The following is a 21,299-nucleotide window of genomic DNA, read 5'->3' on the forward strand; positions in this document are numbered from 1 at the left end:
GCCTTAAATACCTGCCTCGACAAACGGCACGGTCAGGGCCAGGGCCGCGTCCAGGGCGCCGGCGTCAACACCACCGCCTTGCGCCATGTCCGGACGACCACCGCCCTTCCCGCCCACTGCCGCGGCGGCTTGCTTCATCAAATCACCGGCCTTGAGTTGGCCAGTCAGGTCTTTGGTTACACCGGCAACCAGAACGACCTTTTCCTCATGGACACTGCCGAGCAGGATCACTGCGCGGCCGAGCTTGTTCTTCAACTGATCGACCAAGGCCAACAGCGCCTTGCCGTCCTGACCGTCCAGGCGTACGGCCAGCACTTTCACACCCTTGACGTCCAGGGCGGAAGCCGACAGATCGTCGCCCGCCGCGCTGGCCGCCTTGGCCTGCAACTGCTCCAGCTGTTTCTCCAGCTGACGGTTGCGCTCCAGTACGCCGGAGAGCTTGTCGATCAGGTTGTCGCGGCTGCCCTTGACCAGGCCGGCCGCTTCCTTGAGTTGTTCTTCTGCCGCATTGAGGTAGGCCAGGGCTGCAGCACCGGTGATCGCTTCAATACGACGTACGCCGGAAGCCACGCCGCCTTCGCTGATGATTTTCAGCAGACCGATGTCGCCGGTACGGCTGGCGTGAATACCACCACACAGCTCCACCGAGAAGCTGCCGCCCATGCTCAATACGCGCACTTCGTCGCCGTACTTCTCGCCAAACAGCGCCATGGCGCCTTTCTTCCTGGCGGTCTCGATATCGGTTTCTTCGGTTTCCACCGGGGTGTTCTTGCGAATCTCGGCGTTGACGATGTCTTCCAGGGCCTTCAACTGCTCAGGCTTGATCGCCTCGAAATGACTGAAGTCAAAACGCAGGCGCTGGCTATCGACCAACGAACCCTTCTGTTGCACATGCTCACCCAGCACCTGACGCAACGCAGCGTGCAGCAAGTGAGTGGCAGAATGGTTCAAGGCAGTTGCATGCCGTACGTCGGCATCTACCTGAGTGTCCACCGGCGCGCCGACGGTCAGGTTGCCCAGCACCAGCACGCCGTGATGCAGGAACGCACCGCCGGTCTTGGTGGTGTCGCGCACTTCAAAACGACCGGAGGTGGAGCTCAGGAAACCACAGTCGCCAACCTGGCCACCGGATTCAGCGTAGAACGGGGTCTGGTCGAGGACCACAACACCCTCGTCACCTTCGTTCAGCACGTCAACCGACTTGCCGTCCTTATAGATAGCCACGATCTTGGCCGAGCCAACGGTGGCTTCGTAACCAATGAACGAAGTCGCCACATCAACCTTTACCAGGGTGTTGTAGTCCAGGCCAAAGGAGCTGGCGGAACGGGCACGGACGCGCTGGGCTTCCATCTCACGCTCAAACCCGGCCTCGTCGATGGTCAGCTCGCGTTCGCGGGCGATGTCGGCGGTCAGGTCCATCGGGAAACCGTAGGTGTCGTACAGCTTGAACACGACGTCGCCCGGCACCACGGTGCCCTTGAGCTCGACCAGGTCCTGCTCGAGGATCTTCAGGCCGTGCTCCAGGGTCTTGGAGAACTGCTCTTCTTCAGCCTTGAGCACGCGCTCGATGTTGGCTTGCTGCTGCTTGAGTTCCGGGAAGGCATCGCCCATCTCGGCCACCAGCGCGGCAACGATCTTGTAGAAGAAGCTGCCGGTGGCGCCCAGCTTGTTACCGTGACGGCAGGCCCGACGAATGATGCGGCGCAGCACATAGCCACGGCCTTCGTTCGACGGCAGCACGCCATCGGCGATCAGGAAGCCGCAGGAACGGATGTGATCCGACACCACCTTGAGCGACGACTGGTTGTCGTTGGCACAGCCAATGGCCGCGGCCGAAGCGCTCAGCAGGTTGGTGAACAGGTCGATCTCGTAGTTGGAGTGAACGTGCTGCATCACCGCACTGATCCGCTCCAGGCCCATGCCGGTGTCCACCGACGGCGCTGGCAACGGATGCAACACGCCATCGGCGGTGCGGTTGAACTGCATGAACACGTTGTTCCAGATCTCGATGTAGCGGTCGCCGTCTTCTTCCGGCGAGCCCGGTGGGCCGCCCCAGATGTCGGCGCCGTGATCGTAGAAAATCTCGGTGCACGGGCCGCACGGGCCGGTATCGCCCATGGTCCAGAAGTTGTCGGACGCGTAAGGCGCGCCCTTGTTGTCGCCGATGCGAATCATGCGCTCGACCGGCACCCCGATTTGCTGGGTCCAGATGTCGTAGGCTTCGTCATCGGTGGCGTAGACGGTCACCCAGAGTTTTTCCTTCGGCAGCTTCAGCACGCCGGTCAGGAAGGTCCAGGCAAAGGTGATCGCGTCTTTCTTGAAATAGTCGCCGAAGCTGAAGTTACCCAGCATCTCGAAGAATGTGTGGTGACGGGCGGTGTAGCCCACGTTTTCCAGGTCGCTGTTCTTGCCGCCGGCGCGTACGCACTTCTGGCTGCTGGTGGCGCGGGTGTAGGCGCGCTTTTCCTGGCCCAGGAAGCAGTCCTTGAACTGGTTCATCCCCGCGTTGGTGAACAGCAGGGTTGGGTCATTGCCTGGGATCAAGGAGCTGGAGGCGACACGGGTGTGACCTTGCTCTTCGAAGAAGCGAAGGAAGGCTTCACGGATTTCTGCGCTTTTCATTAGGTTCTTCCACGGAGGCTGCGGCCAAAGGCCAGTGCTAAACGTCATCAGACGGAGCGACGGCAAAGGGCCGCATTATATCGGCCCTTTGCCCGTGGTACAGCGTGTTTATGTGATAGAAACAGTCAATTAGACGGTCTGCACTGTCATTTCCGGGAAAACTCGACAAATGTCGCGAGCACTTGCTCGATCTGCGCCCGGCTGACGTCCAGGTGCGTGACCATGCGCAGGCGCGGCGCCGCGCTCAACTTGATCCCGCGTTCGGCAGCAAACGCCTTCAAGGCCTGGGCTCGATCACCGATGTCGACGTAGACCATATTGGTCTGCACCGGCTCCACCGTATAACCCGCCTTGCGCAGTTCATCCCCCAGCCATTGGGCATTGGCGTGGTCGTCGGCCAGGCGCTGCACCTGGTGATCCAGGGCGTACAGCCCCGCCGCCGCCAGCGAACCGGCCTGGCGCATGCCGCCACCGACCATCTTGCGCAAACGACGGGCCTTGGCGATCAACGCGGTGGAGCCGCACAGCACCGAGCCGATCGGCGCGCCCAGGCCCTTGGACAGGCACACCGACACCGAATCGAAGTGCTGGGCAATTTCCCGCGCATCCACACCCAGCTTGACCGCCGCGTTGTAGAGCCGCGCGCCGTCCAGGTGCAAGGCCAGGCCGTGTTCCCGGGTAAAGGCTCGCGCGGCCGCCAGGTATTCCAGCGGCAGGACCTTGCCCTGCATGGTGTTTTCCAGCGCCAACAAGCGGGTACGGGCGAAGTGGAAGTCGTCCGGCTTGATCGCGGCCAGCACGTGCTCCAGGTTCAGGGAACCGTCGGCCTGCACTTCCAGGGGTTGTGGCTGGATCGAGCCGAGAACCGCCGCGCCGCCGCCTTCGTATTTGTAGGTGTGGGCCTGCTGACCGACGATGTATTCCTCGCCACGCTCACAGTGCGCCATCAACGCCAGCAGGTTGCTCATGGTGCCGGTGGGCACGAACAACGCGGCGGCAAAACCCAGGCGCCTGGCCAGTTCGGCTTCCAGGCGATTGACGCTCGGGTCCTCGCCGTAGACGTCGTCGCCGCTGGCGGCAGTGGCCATCGCCTCGAGCATGCCAGGGGTCGGTTGGGTCACTGTGTCGCTGCGCAGGTCAATCACGTTCATCAAACTAGCCTCTAGCGGATTGGAGCGTTTCTTGTGTTGACGATTACTGCGGGCAAACCCGCGGAATATCAAGCCCCGTGCTTGCACAATCGAATACCAACCAAACAAACCGATATAGGTTATCGATAAACCAACCGTGCAGTTTCTGAAAAACCATGATAAAAACTCTCCGCCGCCAGGGTTCTGGCGGCAACGTTCTCAGGGCGGGGTGTAATTCCCCACCGGCGGTAATTGCACGCAACGTGCATAGCCCGCGAGCGCTTGGCGCCTCGAACTGCCCCGGCAGGACGGCGACAAGGTCAGCAGACCCGGTGTGATCCCGGGGCCGACGGTCATAGTCCGGATGAAGAGAGAACGGGATTGGCACCTAAGGGCCGCACTGACGTCATGTTCACATGAGCCCGCTGTGCGTACCCTTAAATCCCATTCGATTCATAACGCCCTGTTTTTTTCTTAAACAGGAGTCAGAACATGCAACCCACCGCAATCGACAGCAAAAGCAAAAACCATCACGGCGAGCGCGTCGCGTTTATCCAGGCCTGCTGGCACAAGGATATTGTCGACCAATCCCGTAAAGGTTTCCTCGCCGAAATGATCGCCCAGGGCTACCAGGAATCGGACATCGATTTCTTCGAAGTCGGCGGCGCCTTTGAAATGCCCCTGCACGCCAAGCTGCTGGCCAAGTCCGGCCGTTATGCCGGTATCGTCGCGGCCGCCCTGGTGGTGGACGGCGGGATCTACCGTCACGAGTTCGTGGCCCAGTCCGTGGTCAGCGGCCTGATGCAGGTCCAGCTGGAAACCGAAGTGCCGGTGTTCTCGGTATCCCTGACCCCGCACCACTTCCACGCGGGCAGCGAGCACCATACGTTCTTCTATGAGCACTTCGTGCACAAGGGCCAGGAAGCGGCACGCACCTGCGCCGACACCCTGCACAAGGTTCGCGCACTGCGTCGCAATGAGCCACGTGCTCTCGCGGTTTAAGCAACACTGCAAAGCAAATGTGGGAGCGGGCTTGCTCGCGAAAGCGGAGTGTCAGTCAATACATGTCTGACTGATACACCGCCTTCGCGAGCAAGCCCGCTCCCACATTTGACCGAGTCGGTCTCGGGGTTCAGGCCAGGCCGGCATCCGTGGTCGGCACAATCAATATCCCCGCTCGCAAGCCATTCTTGACCTTCGGGTTCGGGAAGATGATGCGCGCGCCCTCCTCCTCGATCACCCAGCGGGTCTTGGCAATGTCCTCGGCCAGCAGATAACCCTTCTCCAACTCCGAAAAGTTTTCCACGTCCGCCGGCAAATGCAGGACGAAGGTATCGCTGTGCTTGATCACTTCCCGGGAGACGCTGAACAGCTGCAGGCCATCCAGGCTCTCGGTGGCCGGCTCGTTGCCTTCGATGATCTGCGTGAGGCGGGTTTCCAGGCGCGATACGTCCACGCCCTGGTTCTGCCCGAACGGCCGGGCCTTGCCCAACTCCAGGGTGAAGGACTCGGCCTCCAGCTGCTCATAGGTAAACGCCGTGAAGGTGATCGACGTCTTGTTCTGCAACAGCACCGCCTCCAGGCCGGCGGCTCGCAGGCGCGCCAGTTCACGACGTGAATGCTGGCGACCGTCCTTCCACGGGTACAGTGCGAACTGCTCGATCTTCGAGCCACGGATGGCGGTGTGCAGGTCGTAGTGCAAACGGCTACGCCCAGGCACGCTGAAGAAGGTGCGGGCCAACTGCTCAAGCTCGGCGGCGCGCATGGCTTCGGGGCCGATGTTTTGTTCGTGACGGCCATTGAACAGCCGGTTGACGTCCAGTTCGAGGTAACGCTCGCCGCGGCGCATGGCCTCGGGGTTGCCGAACAGGAACAGAATACGGGTACGGGGCTTGATCTCCCCACGGGCGATGCCCTGCAGCAAGCGGTCGGCCAATTCGATCGGCGCGGTTTCGTTGCCATGGATGCCGGACGACAGCAGTACGTCGCTGCCGTTGTCCCGCGCCTCAGGAGGCCGCACTTCCAGCGCGCCCTCACTGAGCCAGCGCAGTTGCACGCCGTCGACAGTCAGTTGAATTTTTTGCGCCGGTTCGCGACCGGCGAGGGTCAGTTCAAGCAGTTTGCCGAGGGCGAGCATACGCAGCTTCCTTAGTGGTTGCAGCCAGGACCGTGGACGTGATCGTCGTCATCACCTTCAACGTCGGCCGGTTCCATTTCCAGTTGCAGGCTCATCAGGTTGGTGGCCAATGGGCGCATCAGCAGGTTGGCGTATTCCGCGTCGCCTTCTTCCACGTCCACGCCGATCAGCAGTTGGCCACGGCCGTCGTGCTGGATCCAGATCTCCTTGCCCTGCCACACCACGGCGACGCGGGTGCAGGAAGTTTCCAGCTGGGTGCCGTCGGTGTCTTCAAGGATCAGTTTCAGGGTGTCGGTGGTCATAAATAGTTCTCAGCCGTGCGGCGTTAATTGATCTGGAAAGGATAAACCGAGCCCAGTTTAAGGATTTGCGTCAGTTCATCCAGTGCCGTCCGGCACTCAAGCAGCAATTGCGGGTCAGCCAGGTCGGTTTCCCGCAGGCTGTCGCGGTAGTGCTTGTCGACCCATTGGGTCAGCGTGTCGTACAACGGCGCCGTCATGATAACCCCTGGGTTGACCGCCGCCAGTTCGGTTTCATTCAAGGCTACACGCAAGCGCAGGCACGCCGGGCCACCGCCGTTCTGCATGCTTTGCTTGAGGTCGAAGACTTTGACTTCGCGGATCAGCCCGCCGGAGGACGTCAGGCCTTGCAGGTACTGCCAGACACGCTCGTTGGCGCGGCATTCTTCCGGCACGATCAGCAGCATCGAACCGTCGGCGCGGGTCAGCAGCTGGCTGTTGAACAGGTAGGAACGCACCGCGTCTTCAACACCCACCTGGGCCCGTGGCACGCAGATCGACTGGAAATTGCCGCCGAGCTTGCCGAGCTTGCCCTGCAATTCGCCGAGCATCTGCTCAGTATTGAGGAACGCGTCCTCGTGATAGAACAGCACCTCGCCATTGCCCACCGCGATCACATCGTTGTGGAACACACCGGCATCGATCACCGCCGGGTTCTGCTGGGCGTAGACCACGCCGTCGTCCCGCAGGCCGTGCAGGCGCGCGACCGCCTGGGAGGCTTCGAGGGTCTGGCGTGCCGGGTACTTTTGCGGCGCCGGGTAGCGGGTGTCGAACGCGCTGCGGCCGAACACGAAAAACTCTACGCCCGCCTCGCCATAGTCCCGGCAGAAACGCGTGTGGTTGGCCGCGCCTTCGTCACCGAACTGCGCCACCGCCGGTAATGCGGCGTGGTGGGCGAAGTGCTTCTGGTCAGCGAACATCGCCCCCAGCACGCGGCTGGTGGTCGGGTGTTCGATGCTGCGGTGGTATTTGCAGTTGAGGTTGGCGGCGGTGAAATGCACGCGACCGTCAAAGGTGTCGGCGCTCGGGCTGACGGTCGCGGCATTGGCCACCCACATGCTCGACGCCGAGCAACTGGCAACCAGCAGCGGCATGGCTTGCTTGGCGGCCTGCTGGATGACTTGTGCGTCGGTGCCGGCAAAACCGAGGTTGCGCAAGGCGGCCACATCCGGACGTTCCTGGGGCGCCAGCACACCTTGCACAAAGCCCATTTCCATCAGGGCCTTCATCTTCGCCAAGCCTTGCAGCGCCGCTTCCTTCGGGTTGGAGGACTGCTGGCTATTGCTTTGGGACGCGACGTTGCCGTAGGACAAGCCGCCGTAGTTATGGGTCGGCCCCACTAGACCGTCAAAATTGACTTCACAGGATTTCATCGGCGAGGCTCCACGAACATCTGTATTTTTATAGGCATCAAATTACTTGAACACACCACAAATCAAGTGTGGGAGCGGGCTTGCTCGCGAAAGCGGTGGTTCAGTCGCCTGAAATGTTGAATGACACACCGCCTTCGCGAGCAAGCCCGCTCCCACATTTAGATCAGCGTCACACCCGGGGTTAACGTCGCCGGTAGCACCAGGCTCGGGGTCTCAAGGGAGGCCACCGGGTACGCGCAATAGTCCGCCGCGTAATAGGCGCTGGCGCGATGGTTGCCCGAAGCCCCTACCCCGCCAAATGGCGCGCTGCTCGCAGCACCCGTCAGCTGTTTGTTCCAGTTGACGATCCCGGCACGGCTTTCCAGCCAGAACTGCTGGTAACGCGCCTCGGAATCCGACAGCAACCCGGCCGCCAAGCCGTATTGAGTGTTGTTGGCCTCGGCAATCGCCGCCTCGAAATCAGCGTAGCGGATCACTTGCAGCAGTGGGCCGAACAGCTCTTCGTCAGCGCGTTCCGTAACCTCGGTCACATCGATAATCCCCGGCGTCAGCAACGCAGCCTGGGCCTGGGGTTGAGTCATTTCCAACAGCGCCACGGCGCCATTGGCCAACAGCAATTCCTGGGCATCCATCAACGCCTTGGCAGCACCGAGGGAAATCACCGAGCCCATGAACGGCGCCGGCGTTTGGTCAAATGCGCCGACTTCGATGGTCGAGCTCACCGCCACCAGGCGTGCGAGCAACGCATCGCCCCAGGCGCCTTCCGGCACCAGCAGGCGACGGGCACAGGTGCAACGCTGGCCAGCGGAGATAAACGCCGACTGGATAATGGTGTACACGGCCGCATCCACATCGGCCACTTCGTCCACTACCAGCGGGTTGTTGCCGCCCATTTCCAGCGCGAGGATCTTGTCCGGGCGCCCGGCGAATTGCTGGTGCAGATGGTTGCCGGTGCGGCTGGAGCCGGTGAAGAACAGACCGTCGATGCCCGGATTCGCCGCCAGGGCGATCCCGGTTTCCCGTGCGCCTTGCAGCAGGTTCAACACGCCCGCCGGCAGGCCGGCGTCGATCCAGCATTGCACGGTCAGCTCGGCGACTTTCGGGGTCAGCTCGCTCGGCTTGAACAGCACGGTGTTACCCGCCAGCAAGGCCGGCACGATATGCCCGTTAGGCAAGTGACCCGGGAAGTTGTAAGGGCCAAACACCGCCACTACACCGTGGGGCTTGTGGCGCAACACGGCAGTGGCGTCGCCCAATGGGCCGCTCTTCTCGCCGGTACGCTCGCGGTAGCTTTGCACCGAGATCGCGACCTTGTTGACCATGCTGGTGACTTCAGTCGCCGATTCCCACAAAGGCTTGCCGGTTTCCTCACCGATGCAGCGGGCGAGTTCGTCAGCACGACTCTTCAGGTTGGCGGCGAAGGCTTCCAGCACGCTCAGGCGCTCTTCCAAGGAACGCTTGGCCCAGGCCGGAAACGCCTGGCGTGCAGCCTGGACGGCGGACTCGACCTGCTCGGCGGTGGCGCCATTACCCGACCACACCACCTGCTGGGTCACCGGGTTCAGCGACTCAAACACTTCACCCTGGCCAGCCAGCCATTCACCTGCGATGTATAGCGAATTCATTATTTCGACTCCCGGGCAGCGGACAACGGTACGGCACGCACTTGATCACCGGCGATCAGTTGCAGGCGCTTGGCGGTCTGTTGATCGACCACCAGGGTGCCCGCAGCCAACCGCGCCGGCGCGGCGGTGATGCGGCAATCTTCACGTTTGCGGTTATGGATCAGGAACGGCGTGGCGTCGTCGCCCGGCGTACCAATCGCCAGCACCAGCGCTTCGCTGTCGCGCACGGCGCGGATCTTGGTGGTTTCACACTCCACCGCCGGGCCCGCGTCGAAGATGTCGACGTAGCCCTGGTAGCTGAAACCTTCGCTCTTGAGCATGCTCAGGGCCGGCTCGGTGTCGGTGTGGACCTTGCCGATCACGTTGCGCGCGTCTTCAGACAGGAAGCAGGTGTACAGCGGAAACTTCGGCATCAGCTCGGCGATAAACGCCTTGTTGCCCACGCCGGTGAGGTAGTCGGCCTGGCTGAATTCCATCTTGAAGAAGTGCCGGCCCAGGCTTTCCCAGAACGGCGAGCGCCCGGCTTCGTCGGACATGCCGCGCATCTCGGCGATGATCTTGTTGCCAAACAGCTGCGGGAATTCCGCGATAAACAGCATGCGCGCCTTGGCCAGCATGCGGCCGTTAAGGCCATTGCGGTAATCGGCGTGCAGGAACAACGAGCACAGCTCGGAGTTGCCGGTCAGGTCGTTGGCCAGAAACAGCGTCGGGATTTCACGGTAGATGTTCAGCTCCTGGGAGGCGCTGACCGTCAGGCCGACCCGGAAGTTGTACCAGGGCTCGCGCAGGCCGACGGCACCGGCGATGGCGGAAATCCCCACCACGCGGCCTTCGTCGTTTTCCAGCACGAACAGGTAGTCCGCATCACCGCGCCCGGCTTCGCCGCGAAAGGTCTTTTCAGCCCAGCCGACCCGGTGGGTCAGGCGCTCTTCGTTGGCCGGCAAGGTGGTGAGGCCGGTGCCGGTGCTGCGCGCCAGATCAATCAGGGCCGGTAAATCGCTGCTGCGTACGGGACGAACGATCATGCTATCTCCTCAAACGGGCCGCCTTGCAAGCCACCCGCGAAACTCATTCTTAAACCGCTACCAGTCGAACGCTGGCACCCTCGCCGACGCCCAGGGCTTCGGCGGTTTCCAGGTCCAGGGTCACTGGCTTGCCCGGCGCGTAGTCCAGCTCCAGCATCACCGCGCGGTAATCCTGCAACTGGCCGTTGCTCACCAGGTACTGGCGGCCGACACCCTTGACCATCTCACCGATCTTCACCGGCACCACACGGCTCTGGGCGATCGAGCGAATGCCCGAGACGCGCGCATGCAGGGTTGGGCCGCCGTCGAAGATGTCGATGTAATGGTCGGTCTCGAAGCCTTCGCGCATCAGGATGTCGAAGGTGATCTGCGCCCGCGGGTGCACCTGGCCCATGGCTTCCTGGGCTTCGTCGGGCAACAGCGGCACATAGATCGGATAGTGCGGCATCAGCTCGGCGAGGAAGGTCCGGCTCTTCAACCCGCACAGGCGCTCGGCAGCGGCGTAGTTGAGGTCGAAGAAGTTGCGGCCGATGGCGTCCCAGAACGGCGAATCACCGTTCTCGTCGCTGTAGCCCACAATCTCAGTGACCACCGAATCGGCGAAGCGCTCCGGGTGGCCGGCCACGAACAGCAGGCGGCCACGGGAGTTGAGCTCCGACCACGGCGAACCCACCAGCTCCGGCACCACGTAGAAGCTGGTCAGCAGGCTGTTGCCGGTGAGGTCATGGCACTGCGAGAGCACGTGGATCTTGTTGTGGATCTTCAGCTCGCGGGAAGCATGCACGAAGGTCTCGTTACGGAAGCTGTAGAACGGTTCCGAGTAGCCGGCCGAGGCAACGATGGCCGAACAGCCCACCAGCTTGCCGGCGTCGGTGTCTTCCAGGACGAAGAAATAGCTTTCTTCACCGTTGAAGCTGACCTCGGCGGCGAAGGACGCTTCGCTCGCAGCGATCTTGTCGCTCAGGCGTTCGACATCATCCGGCAAGGAGGTGACACCAATCGGGCTGTCCGCAGCCAGACGCTGTACCTCGCCCAGATCAGCCATTTGCGCGGGGCGCATCACCAGCATGGTGTCACTCCTTAACTCGAAAAACTCACAGGAAAAAATGCCGGACACGATCTTGAAATCAGTGAGGTCAAGTGTGGGAGCGGGCTTGCTCGCGAAAGCGGTGTGTCATTCAACATTTCAGGTGACTGAGCCACTGCATTCGCGAGCAAGCCCGCTCCCACATTTGATCTTCACAGCTTCAACTAAAGAGTCCGGCATACAAAATTTGTGTTGGGCGCCCGACTCGCCGGGCACCCAACGGTCCATCAGGCTTGCGTCAGCTTTTTCACCGCACGTTCGAAGCGGTCCAGGCCTTCCTGAATATCGGCATCTTCCACCACCAGGCTCGGGGCGAAGCGCACCACATCCGGGCCGGCTTGCAGGATCATCAAGCCTTCGCGCTCGGCGGCGTTGAAGATGTCCTTGGCCTTGCCTTTCCAGGCATCGCTCAGCACGCAACCGAGCAGCAGGCCCAGGCCACGCACTTCGGTGAAGATGCCGTATTGCTGGCCAATCTTCTCCAGACGGGAAACGAACAGGTCGTGCTTGGCGTTAACGCCGGCCAGCACTTCTGGCGTATTGATCACGTCGATCACCGCTTCCGCCACCGCGCACGCCAGCGGGTTGCCGCCGTAGGTGGTGCCGTGGGTGCCGACCACCAGGTGCTTGGCCAGGTCTTCGCGAGTCAGCATGGCCGCGATCGGGAAACCGCCGCCCAGGCTCTTGGCGCTGGTGAGGATGTCCGGCACGACGCCGTAATGCTGATAGGCGAACAACTCGCCGCTGCGGCCCATGCCGGTTTGCACTTCGTCGAACACCAGCAGCGCGTTGTTCGCGTCGCACAGGTCGCGGGCACCTTGCAGGTACGACAGTTCTGCCGGCAGCACGCCGCCTTCGCCCTGGATCGGCTCCAGCACCACGGCGCAGGTCTTGTCCGAGACGGCGGCTTTCAGCGCCTCCAGATCGTTGTAAGGCACGTGGGTGATGCCGACGATCTTCGGACCGAAGCCGTCGGAGTACTTCGACTGGCCACCCACGTTCACGGTGAACAGGGTACGGCCGTGGAAGCTGTTCAGCGCGGCGATGATTTCGTATTTCTCGGTGCCGAAGCGGTCGAACGCGACACGACGGGCCAACTTGAAGGCGGCCTCGTTGGCTTCGGCGCCGGAGTTGCAGAAGAACACACGCTCGGCAAACGTGGCGTCGATCAGCTTATGGGCCAGGCGCAGGGCCGGCTCATTGGTGAAGACGTTGGACACGTGCCACAGCTTGTTGGCCTGTTCGGTCAGTGCACCGACCAGCGCCGGGTGGGCGTGGCCCAATACGTTGACCGCGATGCCGCCGGCAAAGTCGATCAGCTCTCGGCCCGCCTGGTCCCATACGCGCGAACCTGCGCCACGCACGGGGATGAAAGCGGCAGGTGCGTAGTTGGGAACCATGACCTGGTCGAAATCGGCACGTTGCACCGGGGCTTGCTCAACGGACATCGGAGTCTCCTGAAGAGGAACGCCTGCCTGAAACTGGCGGGCGATGCAGGGATTGTAAGGACAGTTTTCAGCGCGGCCTTGCCGCCAAGCGACAACTTCTTATAGCGCCAACCCGCGATTTTCGCGGGTTTACGCCAATGCGACAAATAGCATCGCAATGGCGCAGTTTAAACCGCCCGGGCCGGTTTTGGGCGGTCGGTGAGGCACAACTATCCAATGCCGTCGCCGATGGCCGTTTTGGTCTGCTGTTGATCTCATCCGCGCACAGGAACAGCGTCATGCCTGGAGATGCCGGCCGAGCACTGATGCCTAGCCGCGCTCGGACGGCACCGACGACAATTCGAACGGGCTGCTGCTGCGGCGCTGGTTGCGGTCTTCACGAGGGGTGGCGCCGAAGAAGTTGCGGTAGGCGCTGGAGAAGTGCGGCCCCGAGGAGAAGCCGCAGGACAGGCCGATCTGGATGATCGACTTGCTGGTTTGCATGAGCATCTGGCGGGCCTTGTTCAGGCGCAGTTCCAGGTAGTACTGGCTGGGGACGCGATTGAGGTATTGCTTGAAGATCCGCTCGAGCTGTCGTCGGGACACGCACACATGCTGGGCGATTTCGTCGGTGGTCAGCGGCTCTTCGATGTTGGCCTCCATCAGCAACACGGCCTGGGTCAGCTTTGGATGGCTGGAACCCAGACGGTTTTGCAGCGGGATGCGCTGGCGCTCGCCGCCCTCACGGATGCGCTCTACGACCAGTTCTTCCGAGACTGCCCCGGCCAGTTCGGCGCCGTGGTCACGGGCCAGCACCGCCAGCAGCAGGTCGAGTACCGACATGCCACCGCAGGCGGTCAGGCGGTCACGGTCCCAGTCGAACAGATGGCTGGTGGCGATGACCTTGGGAAAACGCTCGGCAAAATCGTCCTGCCAGCGCCAGTGCACAGCGGCGCGGTAACCGTCGAGCAGACCGAGCTGGGCCAGCGGATACACACCGGCCGACAGGCCGCCGATCACACACCCGGCACGCACCAGTTGCTTGAGGGCGGTGCTGAGCTGGGAGGCGATGACGGTCGGTGGCTCATCGGCCAGCAGGAACAGCTTTTGGAAACCTTCCAGCTTGCCAGCCCAGGGCTCACCCGGCAGTTGCCAGGCGCCGTCCATTGGCGGCTCGGCCTGCAAAAACGAGAGTTCGTACACCACGTCCGGATGCACCCGCTGAGCAACGCGCAAGGCCTCCTCAGCCAGCGCAAGCGTCAGTGCTTTAGTGCTGGGCCAAATCAGGAAACCAATTCGATGGGCAGTCATGGAGTGCTATCCGAAGCGAGTAACAGTAATGAAGACAAAGGCCAATGCTAGCCCGTAAACCAACACAAATCTCAAACCATATGGAGATCTAATGTGGGAGCTGGCTTGCCTGCGATGGCGGCGTGTCTGTGCCAGAGAGGCAAACTGACCCACCGCTATCGCAGGCAAGCCAGCTCCCACAGGGGATCGGGGTCAGCCTTAAAGCTGTGAAGCTTGCACTAATTCAGTGCATAAAAGCAGTTCTGTTTACTTCAAGCTGCCGGAAAGAAACTGCTGCAAACGCTCGGACTGTGGGTTGACCAGCACTTCGCGCGGGTTGCCACGCTCTTCGACGATGCCTTTGTGCAAGAACACCAGTTGGTTGGAGACTTCACGGGCAAAGCCCATTTCGTGGGTCACCACCACCATGGTCCGGCCTTCCTGGGCCAGGTCCTGCATCACCTTCAGCACTTCGCCCACCAGCTCCGGGTCAAGGGCCGAGGTGGGTTCGTCGAACAGCATCACCTCAGGCTCCATCGCCAGGGCACGGGCAATCGCCACGCGCTGCTGTTCACCGCCGGACATGTGGCCAGGGAACGCATCCTTACGATGGCCCACACCGACTTTAGCCAGGTAGTGCTCGGCCTTTTCCCGGGCGTCTTTTTTCGACATGCCCAAGACGTGCACCGGTGCTTCCATGACGTTTTCCAGCGCGGTCATGTGGGACCACAGGTTGAAATGCTGGAACACCATCGACAGTCGCGAACGCATGCGTTGCAGCTGTTTCGGGTCTGCAGCCTTCATGGCGCCGTCTTTGTTGGCCACCAGTTTCAGCTCTTCGTTATTGAGCAGAATCTTGCCGGCGTGGGGCTGCTCCAGCAGGTTGATGCAGCGCAAAAAAGTACTTTTGCCCGAGCCACTGGACCCGATGATGCTGATCACATCACCGGCCGCGGCGGCCAGGGACACACCTTTGAGCACTTCATGACTGCCATAGCGTTTATGCAGGTCTTGGACTTCAAGTTTGTACATGCGGTCGGTTCTCACAAAAACAGTTGGTCAGTCGTTGAGCAAGCGCCCGTGCCGCAGCGCTTCGCGCCCCGCCACCTTGGCCAGCCAGAAACCCGCTTGGGCATAACGTAGCCGTTCAACGGCAAACAGCACCCCAGGCGTGCCCGCGCAAACAATGCTCACGCGGTCGGACAAGGGATCGATCACTTCAAATATCGGGTCGCCGGCTTCGACTACGTCACCGGCTTTACGCAGGTAGCTGATCACGCCGGCGTGGGGCGCGAACAACAACTCGGTGCCTTCGAAGGGCAGGCCTTCGCAGGGCTCGTGCTGCGGCGCGGGCCATTCACCACGGATCAGGCCTTGCTCGGCGAGGAACGCCAGGATGCCTTCAGCGTGGAAAATCGCTTCGTCACGGCCAGTATCGGCCTGGCCACCCAGCTCCAGAGTCGTCGCCAGGCACGCCAGGGGAATCTGCGCCTCGGGGAACGCCCGGGACAGCCGCAGCCACGGTAGCGAGCAGGCTTCGTCAAACGAACTGCCGCCGGAATCTTCCGCCAGCAGGCCGACCTTCACATTCAGGTGCGCCGACAGCGAACGCCACTGCGGCCAGTGTTGCGGCAGCGCGTACATGTGCAACGCGGCTTCGGCGTCGCAATGCAGGTCGAGGACCACGTCGGCGGTGCAGGCATGGCTCAGCAACACCCGCTGCATGCCTTGCAACTGGCTGCTCGGCGCCGGCAACGCATTGAGCGCATCGCTCATGGCCTGGCGGATCAAGCGCACATTGGCGTGAGGATCATCCCCCAGCTTGCCGTTGAGCAACTCGGTAACCGGCTCGCTCAACTCAACGAAGTCGCGGTTGAAGTTCTTGCCGCTGCCGATCTCGAAACGGCCCTGGTGACTGCCTTGCAGCAGTTGCCCCAGGCCCATCGGATTGGCGACGGGAACCAGCTCGATCACGCCGTTGAGGGCGCCTTGCTGTTCCAGTTCCGTCAGGCGCTTTTTCAGCTCCCAGGCGGCGCGCATACCGGGCAACTCATCCGCGTGCAGGCTGGCCTGGATATAAGCCTTGCGCTCGCCGCTGCCGAAACGGAACACCGTCAGCTGGCGTTCGCAGCCCAGGTGACCCCAGGGCAACAGGTGATCGATACGTTCCATATCAATGCTTCCGTGGAGCCAGGTAGCTCAGCCAGCGGCCTTCGGCCAACTTGAACAGGCGCACCAGGATAAAGGTCAGGCACAGGTAGAACGCACCCGCCGTGATATAGGCTTCGAACGGCAAGTAGTACTGGGCGTTCACCGTGCGTGCGGCACCGGTGATGTCGATCAGGGTGACGATGGACGCAAGGCTGGTGGTCTGGAGCATCATGATCACTTCGTTGCTGTATTGCGGCAGCGCCCGGCGCAGGGCCGATGGCAGCAGGATCCGGCGGTACAGCTTGTAGCGCGACATGCCCATGGCCTTGGCTGCCTCGATCTCGCCGTGGGGCGTGGCCTTGAGGCTGCCGGCGATGATCTCGGCGGTATAGGCGCTGGTGTTCACGGCAAACGCCAGGCACGCGCAGAAGGTCGCGCTGGACAGCAGTGGCCACAGGAAGCTTTCGCGCACCGCTTCGAACTGGGCCAGGCCGTAGTAGATCAAGAACAGCTGCACCAGCATCGGCGTGCCGCGAATCACATAGGTGTAGAGCCAGGCAACACCGTTGACGATCGGCTGCTTGGACACGCGCATCAGGCCCAGGGGCAAGGCCGCGAGCAAGCCGAAGAACAGCGAAATGGCCAGCAGTTTCAGGGTGGTCAGCAAGCCGCCGAGGTACAGCGGCATGGCCTCCCAGATGACGTTGTAGTCGAAGATCATAGATCAGCCGCCTTTACGCCTACCGAGTAGCGCTTCTCAAGATGACGCAGGGCCAGCAACGACACGCTGGTGATCACCAGGTACATCGCCGCCACTGCGAGGAAGAAGGTAAAAGGTTCGCGGGTGGCGTCTGCCGCCTGCTTGGCCTTGAACATCATGTCTTGCAGGCCCACCACCGAAATCAATGCGGTGGCCTTGGTCAGTACCAGCCAGTTGTTGGTAAACCCGGGGATCGCCAGCCGAATCATCTGCGGCACCATCACCCGGAAAAACACCTGGAACGGGCTCATGCCATACGCCAGGCCGGCTTCGGCCTGGCCCTTGGGAATGGCCATGAAGGCGCCACGGAAGGTTTCCGAAAGGTAGGCGCCAAAGATGAAACCCAGGGTGCCGATACCGGCGGCCAAGGGGTTCAAGTCAATGTAGTCGTTGTAGCCGAGCAACGGCGCAACGCGGTTAAGCAGGTCCTGACCGCCGTAGAAAATCAGCAGGATCAGCACCAGGTCGGGGATCCCGCGGATCACCGTGGAGTACAGGTCGCCCAGCCAGGCCAACCAGCGCACCGGCGAGAGGCGCAACGCGACCCCGATCAGACCCAGAACAATGGCCAGGGCCATGGACGACAAGGCGAGCTGAAGCGTCAACCAAGCGCCATCGAGGATGACAGCCCCGTAGCCTTTCAACATGATTCAGGTCCTCGAAAAGGGGGATGAAAAAATGGCGCAAACTTCAGAGATCCTGGTGCTTGCGCCATTCTGGACAGACAGCTGCGACGGTTTACTTGGCTTCTGGGCCGTAAATGTCGAAGTTGAAGTACTTGTCCTGGATTGCCTTGTACTTGCCGTTGGCACGGATCGCAGCGATTGCAGCGTTGATGCGGTCCAGGTTTTCCTTGTCGCCTTTACGTACCGCGATGCCGATACCGTCGCCGAAGTACTTGGCGTCGGTGAAGGCCGGGCCGGTGAACGCGTAGCCTTTACCGGCTGGCGTGTCGAGGAAGCCTTCCTGCAACAGGGTGGCGTCGGCCACGGTGCCATCAAGGCGACCGGCTTCTACGTCCAGGTAGATTTCGTTCTGCGAGCTGTAAGGAACAATGGTGGCGCCTTTGGGAGCCAGCACTTCCTTGGCAAAACGGTCGTGGATCGAACCGCGCTGCACGCCGATTTTCTTGCCTTTCAGTTCGTCCAGGCTGTCGCTGACGGCAGTGCCTTCCTTCAATACCAGACGAGCCGGAGTCAGGTAATAGCGGTTGGTGAAGTCCACGGACTTCTTGCGATCTTCAGTGATGGACATCGAGGACAGGATGGCGTCGATCTTGCGCACTTTCAGCGCCGGGATCAGGCCGTCGAATTCCTGCTCGACCCACGTGCACTTGACCTGCATCTGCTCACACAGGGCGTTGCCGATGTCGTAGTCAAAACCGACGATGCTGCCGTCCGGTGCCTTGGAGGCAAACGGAGGGTAAGCCGCTTCAATACCAATCTTCAGTGGCTTGCCTTCGGCGAAAGCCTGCATGGACAGCACGGACAGCGCCAGGGCGCCCAACAGCACGAGTTTCTTCATCTTGGGACTCCATCGGTATAGGGCAAAACAGCAGTATGAGCCAGGGCCCACGATGCGAATGAGTGAAACCGAATAGCGGTGCTGCGTCCTGCGCCAGTTCAGCATCGGCGACGACGAGCGAGTGATCGGCATTCTAACGACAGGCCGGAAGCCGATATTTCCTCAATGCGACAACAATTTACAGAAGCACCGAGAAAGCGGTTCCAGCACATTGACAGCCTCTTGATTTTATGCAGAGGCAAAAGATATTAAACCTGTTAACGCTGCAAGTTGCGGGCCTATTATTCGCAAACCCTTCTAGCACGGCAAGTGTAGCGTTGGATCTAATTTTTCAGGGCGTCTAAGACGCGGGTTTTCGGGGCATGGGCGTAGCACTTTGCCTCATGTTTGGGCGTGGGGTTACACATTTGCCGGGTTCGGTAACATTCAGAAACTTCCTACAACACAATCCGATATTTATTGGCCTTGTGTAAGTCGCCCCACCGGATGACCAGCCTTGGAATGCAATCTAAATGTGGGAGCGGGCTTGCTCGCGAAGGCGGTGTGTCAGTGGGTGATGTGCTGGCTGACACGCCGCCTTCGCGAGCAAGCCCGCTCCCACATGGGTTATAGGTCGCCTGTCCGATCGCACAAAAAAGCCCCACCCGGCCTACGCCGAATGGGGCTATGTCCCACAAACCCGCCTTACGCGACGTTCATGGTCTTGTGCGTCTCGATCAAATGCGCCACCACACTCGGATCCGCCAGGGTGGAGATATCGCCCAACCCGTCGTATTCAGCGGTGGCAATCTTGCGCAGGATCCGGCGCATGATTTTCCCCGAACGGGTCTTCGGCAAGCCCGGTGCCCACTGGATCACATCCGGCGAAGCAATCGGCCCGATCTCTTTACGCACCCAGTTTTTCAGCTCCAGGCGCAGCGCTTCATTCGGCTCTTCGCCGTTTTTCAGCGTGACATACACATAGATGCCCTGGCCCTTGATGTCATGAGGCACACCCACCACCGCCGCTTCCGCGACTTTCGGGTGCGCAACCATGGCGCTCTCAATCTCGGCGGTGCCCATGCGGTGGCCGGAGACATTCAGCACGTCATCCACCCGCCCGGTGATCCAGTAGTAGCCATCCTCGTCACGGCGCGCACCGTCACCGGTGAAGTACATGCCACGGAAGGTCTTGAAGTAGGTGTCCACAAACCGGTCATGGTCGCCATACAGCGTACGTGCCTGGCCCGGCCACGAATCCAGGATCACCAGGTTACCCTCGGCCACGCCTTCAATCAGGTTGCCGAGGTTATCCACCAGCGCCGGTACCACCCCAAAGAATGGGCGCGCCGCCGAACCCGGCTTCAGTGCATGGGCGCCCGGCAGCGGGCTCATCATGTTGCCGCCGGTCTCGGTCTGCCACCAGGTATCGACGATCGGGCAACGGGATTGGCCGACGTTCTTGTAGTACCAGTCCCACGCTTCCGGGTTAATCGGCTCACCCACCGAACCCAGCAGGCGCAAGCTGCTGCCATCGGCGCCTTCGCAGGCGGCGGTGCCGGAAGCCATCATGGCGCGGATCGCGGTCGGTGCGGTGTAGAGGATGTTCACTTTGTGCTTGTCGACGATCTTCGCCACCCGGGTGATGTCCGGATAGTTCGGCACGCCTTCGAACATCAGCGTGGTCGCGCCGTTGGCCAGTGGGCCATAGACGATATAGGTGTGGCCGGTGACCCAGCCGACGTCGGCGGTGCACCAGTAGATTTCGCCCGGGCGGTAGTCAAACACGCGCTCGTGGGTCAGGGCTGCGTACAACAGGTAGCCGCCGGTGGTGTGCTGCACGCCCTTCGGCTTGCCGGTGGAGCCGGAGGTGTAAAGGATGAACAGCGCTTCTTCGGCGCCCATCTCTTTCGGCGCACACACGGTGCCCGCCACTTTCATCAGGTCTTCGTACCAGATGTCGCGATGCTGGTTCCACTTGATGTTGCCACCGGTGCGCTTGCACACGATGACTTTCTGGATGCTGCTGGTTTCCGGGTTGGTCAGGGCGTCGTCGACGTTGGCCTTCAGGGAAATTTTCTTGCCGGCACGAATGCCTTCGTCGGCGGTGATCACCACCTTGGATTTGCAGTCGATGATCCGACCGGCCAGGGCCTCTGGCGAGAACCCGCCAAACACCACCGAGTGAATCGCACCGATCCGGGCACAGGCCAGCATGGCGACCGCGGCTTCGGGAATCATCGGCATATAGATAGTCACCACGTCGCCGCGGTGCACATCCTGGCCGCGCAGGGCGTTGGCGAACTTGCAGACTTCTTCATGCAGCTCGCGGTAGGTGATGGTGCGGCTTTCGGCAGGGTCGTCGCCCTCCCAGATGATTGCTGGCTGGTCGCCACGCTCGGCGAGGTGGCGGTCCAGGCAGTTGTAGGAAACGTTGAGGGTGCCGTCGGCAAACCATTTGATGTCGACATGGTGATCGTCGAAGGAGGTCTGCTTCACCGTGGTGAAAGGCTTGATCCAGTCAAGGCGCTTGGCTTGCTCGCGCCAGAAACCGTCGGGGTTGACCACCGACTGCTGGTACATGGCCTTGTAGGTCGCCTCATCGGTCAGCGTATTGGCTGCTACTTCGGGGCGAACGGGGTACAGAGAAGCCGCACTCATCTTTCTTACCTCGGTGACATAGTTGTTGTTGTATGGCCCTGTTGTAGCCGGGCCGGACCTATAGAACCATTCGACGATGGTAGTAACAAGCCCCTACAAATTGCCCACCTATCCCCTGGCAGCGCTCTGGCCCGCGGCCCGTGGCGCTTTGCAGGTTTCTGAAAAAACCTTCATTTCGCGATTGTTACAAAAACCACCAATAGTGTTTA

At 61.4% G+C, this 21,299-nt stretch carries 17 protein-coding genes and 1 riboswitch; of the genes, 1 reads left to right on the plus strand and 16 read right to left on the minus strand.

All coding sequences use genetic code 11. From position 1 onward, the window contains the following. Positions 1 to 3: 3 nt before the first annotated feature. Both alaS and ltaE read right to left on the minus strand, forming a co-directional pair. Positions 4 to 2,622 carry an alanine--tRNA ligase gene (gene alaS, locus QF039_RS20895; protein WP_307520452.1) on the minus strand — a complete coding sequence of 873 codons (2,619 nt, stop codon included), beginning with the start codon at positions 2,620 to 2,622 and terminating at the stop codon, positions 4 to 6. Between the two features lie 146 nt (positions 2,623 to 2,768). Continuing rightward, positions 2,769 to 3,773, minus strand: a complete 1,005-nt coding sequence (gene ltaE, locus QF039_RS20900) for a low-specificity L-threonine aldolase (RefSeq protein ID WP_102606409.1) — start codon at positions 3,771 to 3,773, stop codon at positions 2,769 to 2,771. A gap of 190 nt (positions 3,774 to 3,963) precedes the next feature. After that, positions 3,964 to 4,133, plus strand: a riboswitch (FMN riboswitch). A gap of 111 nt (positions 4,134 to 4,244) precedes the next feature. On the opposite strand from ltaE, the gene QF039_RS20905 reads away from it, so the two are divergent. Beyond that, complete coding sequence (locus QF039_RS20905) at positions 4,245 to 4,754, plus strand: 6,7-dimethyl-8-ribityllumazine synthase (protein WP_003214313.1); 510 nt, start codon at positions 4,245 to 4,247, stop codon at positions 4,752 to 4,754. A 130-nt stretch (positions 4,755 to 4,884) separates the two neighbouring features. Here QF039_RS20905 and astE read toward each other — a convergent pair whose 3' ends face one another. From astE to acs, 14 genes are all read right to left on the minus strand, one after another. Then, positions 4,885 to 5,889 carry a succinylglutamate desuccinylase gene (astE, locus tag QF039_RS20910; protein WP_003214315.1) on the minus strand — a complete coding sequence of 335 codons (1,005 nt, stop codon included), beginning with the start codon at positions 5,887 to 5,889 and terminating at the stop codon, positions 4,885 to 4,887. 11 nt (positions 5,890 to 5,900) lie between these two features. Next, positions 5,901 to 6,191 (minus strand): hypothetical protein, encoded by a 291-nt coding sequence (locus QF039_RS20915; RefSeq protein WP_003214319.1) that lies wholly within the window; start codon positions 6,189 to 6,191, stop codon positions 5,901 to 5,903. A gap of 23 nt (positions 6,192 to 6,214) precedes the next feature. Beyond that, complete coding sequence (gene astB / locus QF039_RS20920) at positions 6,215 to 7,561, minus strand: N-succinylarginine dihydrolase (protein WP_008435262.1); 1,347 nt, start codon at positions 7,559 to 7,561, stop codon at positions 6,215 to 6,217. Between the two features lie 158 nt (positions 7,562 to 7,719). Continuing rightward, the gene (gene astD / locus QF039_RS20925) at positions 7,720 to 9,189 is read right to left on the minus strand and encodes a succinylglutamate-semialdehyde dehydrogenase (protein WP_168197533.1); all 1,470 of its coding nucleotides are present in this window, start codon (positions 9,187 to 9,189) and stop codon (positions 7,720 to 7,722) included. Then, entirely contained in the window at positions 9,186 to 10,211 is a 1,026-nt protein-coding gene (gene astA / locus QF039_RS20930; protein ID WP_003214325.1) for an arginine N-succinyltransferase, read from the minus strand. The genes astD and astA overlap by 4 nt, the downstream gene beginning before the upstream one ends. 49 nt (positions 10,212 to 10,260) lie before the next feature. After that, positions 10,261 to 11,280 (minus strand): arginine/ornithine succinyltransferase subunit alpha, encoded by a 1,020-nt coding sequence (aruF, locus tag QF039_RS20935; RefSeq protein ID WP_003214328.1) that lies wholly within the window; start codon positions 11,278 to 11,280, stop codon positions 10,261 to 10,263. Between the two features lie 245 nt (positions 11,281 to 11,525). Beyond that, complete coding sequence (locus tag QF039_RS20940; protein WP_003214332.1) at positions 11,526 to 12,746, minus strand: aspartate aminotransferase family protein; 1,221 nt, start codon at positions 12,744 to 12,746, stop codon at positions 11,526 to 11,528. A gap of 309 nt (positions 12,747 to 13,055) precedes the next feature. Further along, positions 13,056 to 14,036: a GlxA family transcriptional regulator gene (locus QF039_RS20945; protein WP_008435259.1), complete on the minus strand. Its 981-nt coding sequence runs from the start codon at positions 14,034 to 14,036 to the stop codon at positions 13,056 to 13,058. A 246-nt stretch (positions 14,037 to 14,282) separates the two neighbouring features. After that, a complete protein-coding gene (locus QF039_RS20950; RefSeq protein ID WP_003214336.1) occupies positions 14,283 to 15,047 on the minus strand; it encodes an ABC transporter ATP-binding protein in 765 nt (254 codons plus the stop codon). Between the two features lie 27 nt (positions 15,048 to 15,074). Continuing rightward, entirely contained in the window at positions 15,075 to 16,187 is a 1,113-nt protein-coding gene (locus tag QF039_RS20955) for a succinylglutamate desuccinylase/aspartoacylase family protein (protein ID WP_008435255.1), read from the minus strand. A 1-nt stretch (position 16,188) separates the two neighbouring features. Continuing rightward, a complete protein-coding gene (locus QF039_RS20960; RefSeq protein ID WP_010165618.1) occupies positions 16,189 to 16,887 on the minus strand; it encodes an ABC transporter permease in 699 nt (232 codons plus the stop codon). Further along, complete coding sequence (locus tag QF039_RS20965) at positions 16,884 to 17,573, minus strand: ABC transporter permease (RefSeq protein WP_003214341.1); 690 nt, start codon at positions 17,571 to 17,573, stop codon at positions 16,884 to 16,886. The genes QF039_RS20960 and QF039_RS20965 overlap by 4 nt, the downstream gene beginning before the upstream one ends. Positions 17,574 to 17,664: 91 nt before the next feature. Further along, positions 17,665 to 18,450: an ABC transporter substrate-binding protein gene (locus tag QF039_RS20970; protein ID WP_017475899.1), complete on the minus strand. Its 786-nt coding sequence runs from the start codon at positions 18,448 to 18,450 to the stop codon at positions 17,665 to 17,667. 684 nt (positions 18,451 to 19,134) lie between these two features. Continuing rightward, positions 19,135 to 21,090 carry an acetate--CoA ligase gene (gene acs / locus QF039_RS20975; RefSeq protein ID WP_003214346.1) on the minus strand — a complete coding sequence of 652 codons (1,956 nt, stop codon included), beginning with the start codon at positions 21,088 to 21,090 and terminating at the stop codon, positions 19,135 to 19,137. Positions 21,091 to 21,299 lie beyond the last annotated feature (209 nt).

The sequence above is a fragment of the Pseudomonas sp. W2I6 genome (genome assembly GCF_030815935.1).
Classification (GTDB): Bacteria; Pseudomonadota; Gammaproteobacteria; order Pseudomonadales; family Pseudomonadaceae; genus Aquipseudomonas.

Excerpts from the sequence above, each read along its gene's own strand:
- QF039_RS20960 (WP_010165618.1), bottom strand. The coding sequence starts at position 16,887 with ATGATCTTCGACTACAACGTCATCTGGGAGGCCATGCCGCTGTACCTC.
- QF039_RS20915 (WP_003214319.1), bottom strand. The coding sequence starts at position 6,191 with ATGACCACCGACACCCTGAAACTGATCCTTGAAGACACCGACGGCACC.
- astE (WP_003214315.1), bottom strand. The coding sequence starts at position 5,889 with ATGCTCGCCCTCGGCAAACTGCTTGAACTGACCCTCGCCGGTCGCGAA.
- QF039_RS20970 (WP_017475899.1), bottom strand. The coding sequence starts at position 18,450 with ATGAAGAAACTCGTGCTGTTGGGCGCCCTGGCGCTGTCCGTGCTGTCC.
- QF039_RS20965 (WP_003214341.1), bottom strand. The coding sequence starts at position 17,573 with ATGTTGAAAGGCTACGGGGCTGTCATCCTCGATGGCGCTTGGTTGACG.
- ltaE (WP_102606409.1), bottom strand. The coding sequence starts at position 3,773 with ATGAACGTGATTGACCTGCGCAGCGACACAGTGACCCAACCGACCCCT.
- QF039_RS20905 (WP_003214313.1), top strand. The coding sequence starts at position 4,245 with ATGCAACCCACCGCAATCGACAGCAAAAGCAAAAACCATCACGGCGAG.
- aruF (WP_003214328.1), bottom strand. The coding sequence starts at position 11,280 with ATGCTGGTGATGCGCCCCGCGCAAATGGCTGATCTGGGCGAGGTACAG.
- astB (WP_008435262.1), bottom strand. The coding sequence starts at position 7,561 with ATGAAATCCTGTGAAGTCAATTTTGACGGTCTAGTGGGGCCGACCCAT.
- QF039_RS20955 (WP_008435255.1), bottom strand. The coding sequence starts at position 16,187 with ATGGAACGTATCGATCACCTGTTGCCCTGGGGTCACCTGGGCTGCGAA.
- alaS (WP_307520452.1), bottom strand. The coding sequence starts at position 2,622 with ATGAAAAGCGCAGAAATCCGTGAAGCCTTCCTTCGCTTCTTCGAAGAG.
- acs (WP_003214346.1), bottom strand. The coding sequence starts at position 21,090 with ATGAGTGCGGCTTCTCTGTACCCCGTTCGCCCCGAAGTAGCAGCCAAT.
- astA (WP_003214325.1), bottom strand. The coding sequence starts at position 10,211 with ATGATCGTTCGTCCCGTACGCAGCAGCGATTTACCGGCCCTGATTGAT.
- QF039_RS20940 (WP_003214332.1), bottom strand. The coding sequence starts at position 12,746 with ATGTCCGTTGAGCAAGCCCCGGTGCAACGTGCCGATTTCGACCAGGTC.
- QF039_RS20945 (WP_008435259.1), bottom strand. The coding sequence starts at position 14,036 with ATGACTGCCCATCGAATTGGTTTCCTGATTTGGCCCAGCACTAAAGCA.
- QF039_RS20950 (WP_003214336.1), bottom strand. The coding sequence starts at position 15,047 with ATGTACAAACTTGAAGTCCAAGACCTGCATAAACGCTATGGCAGTCAT.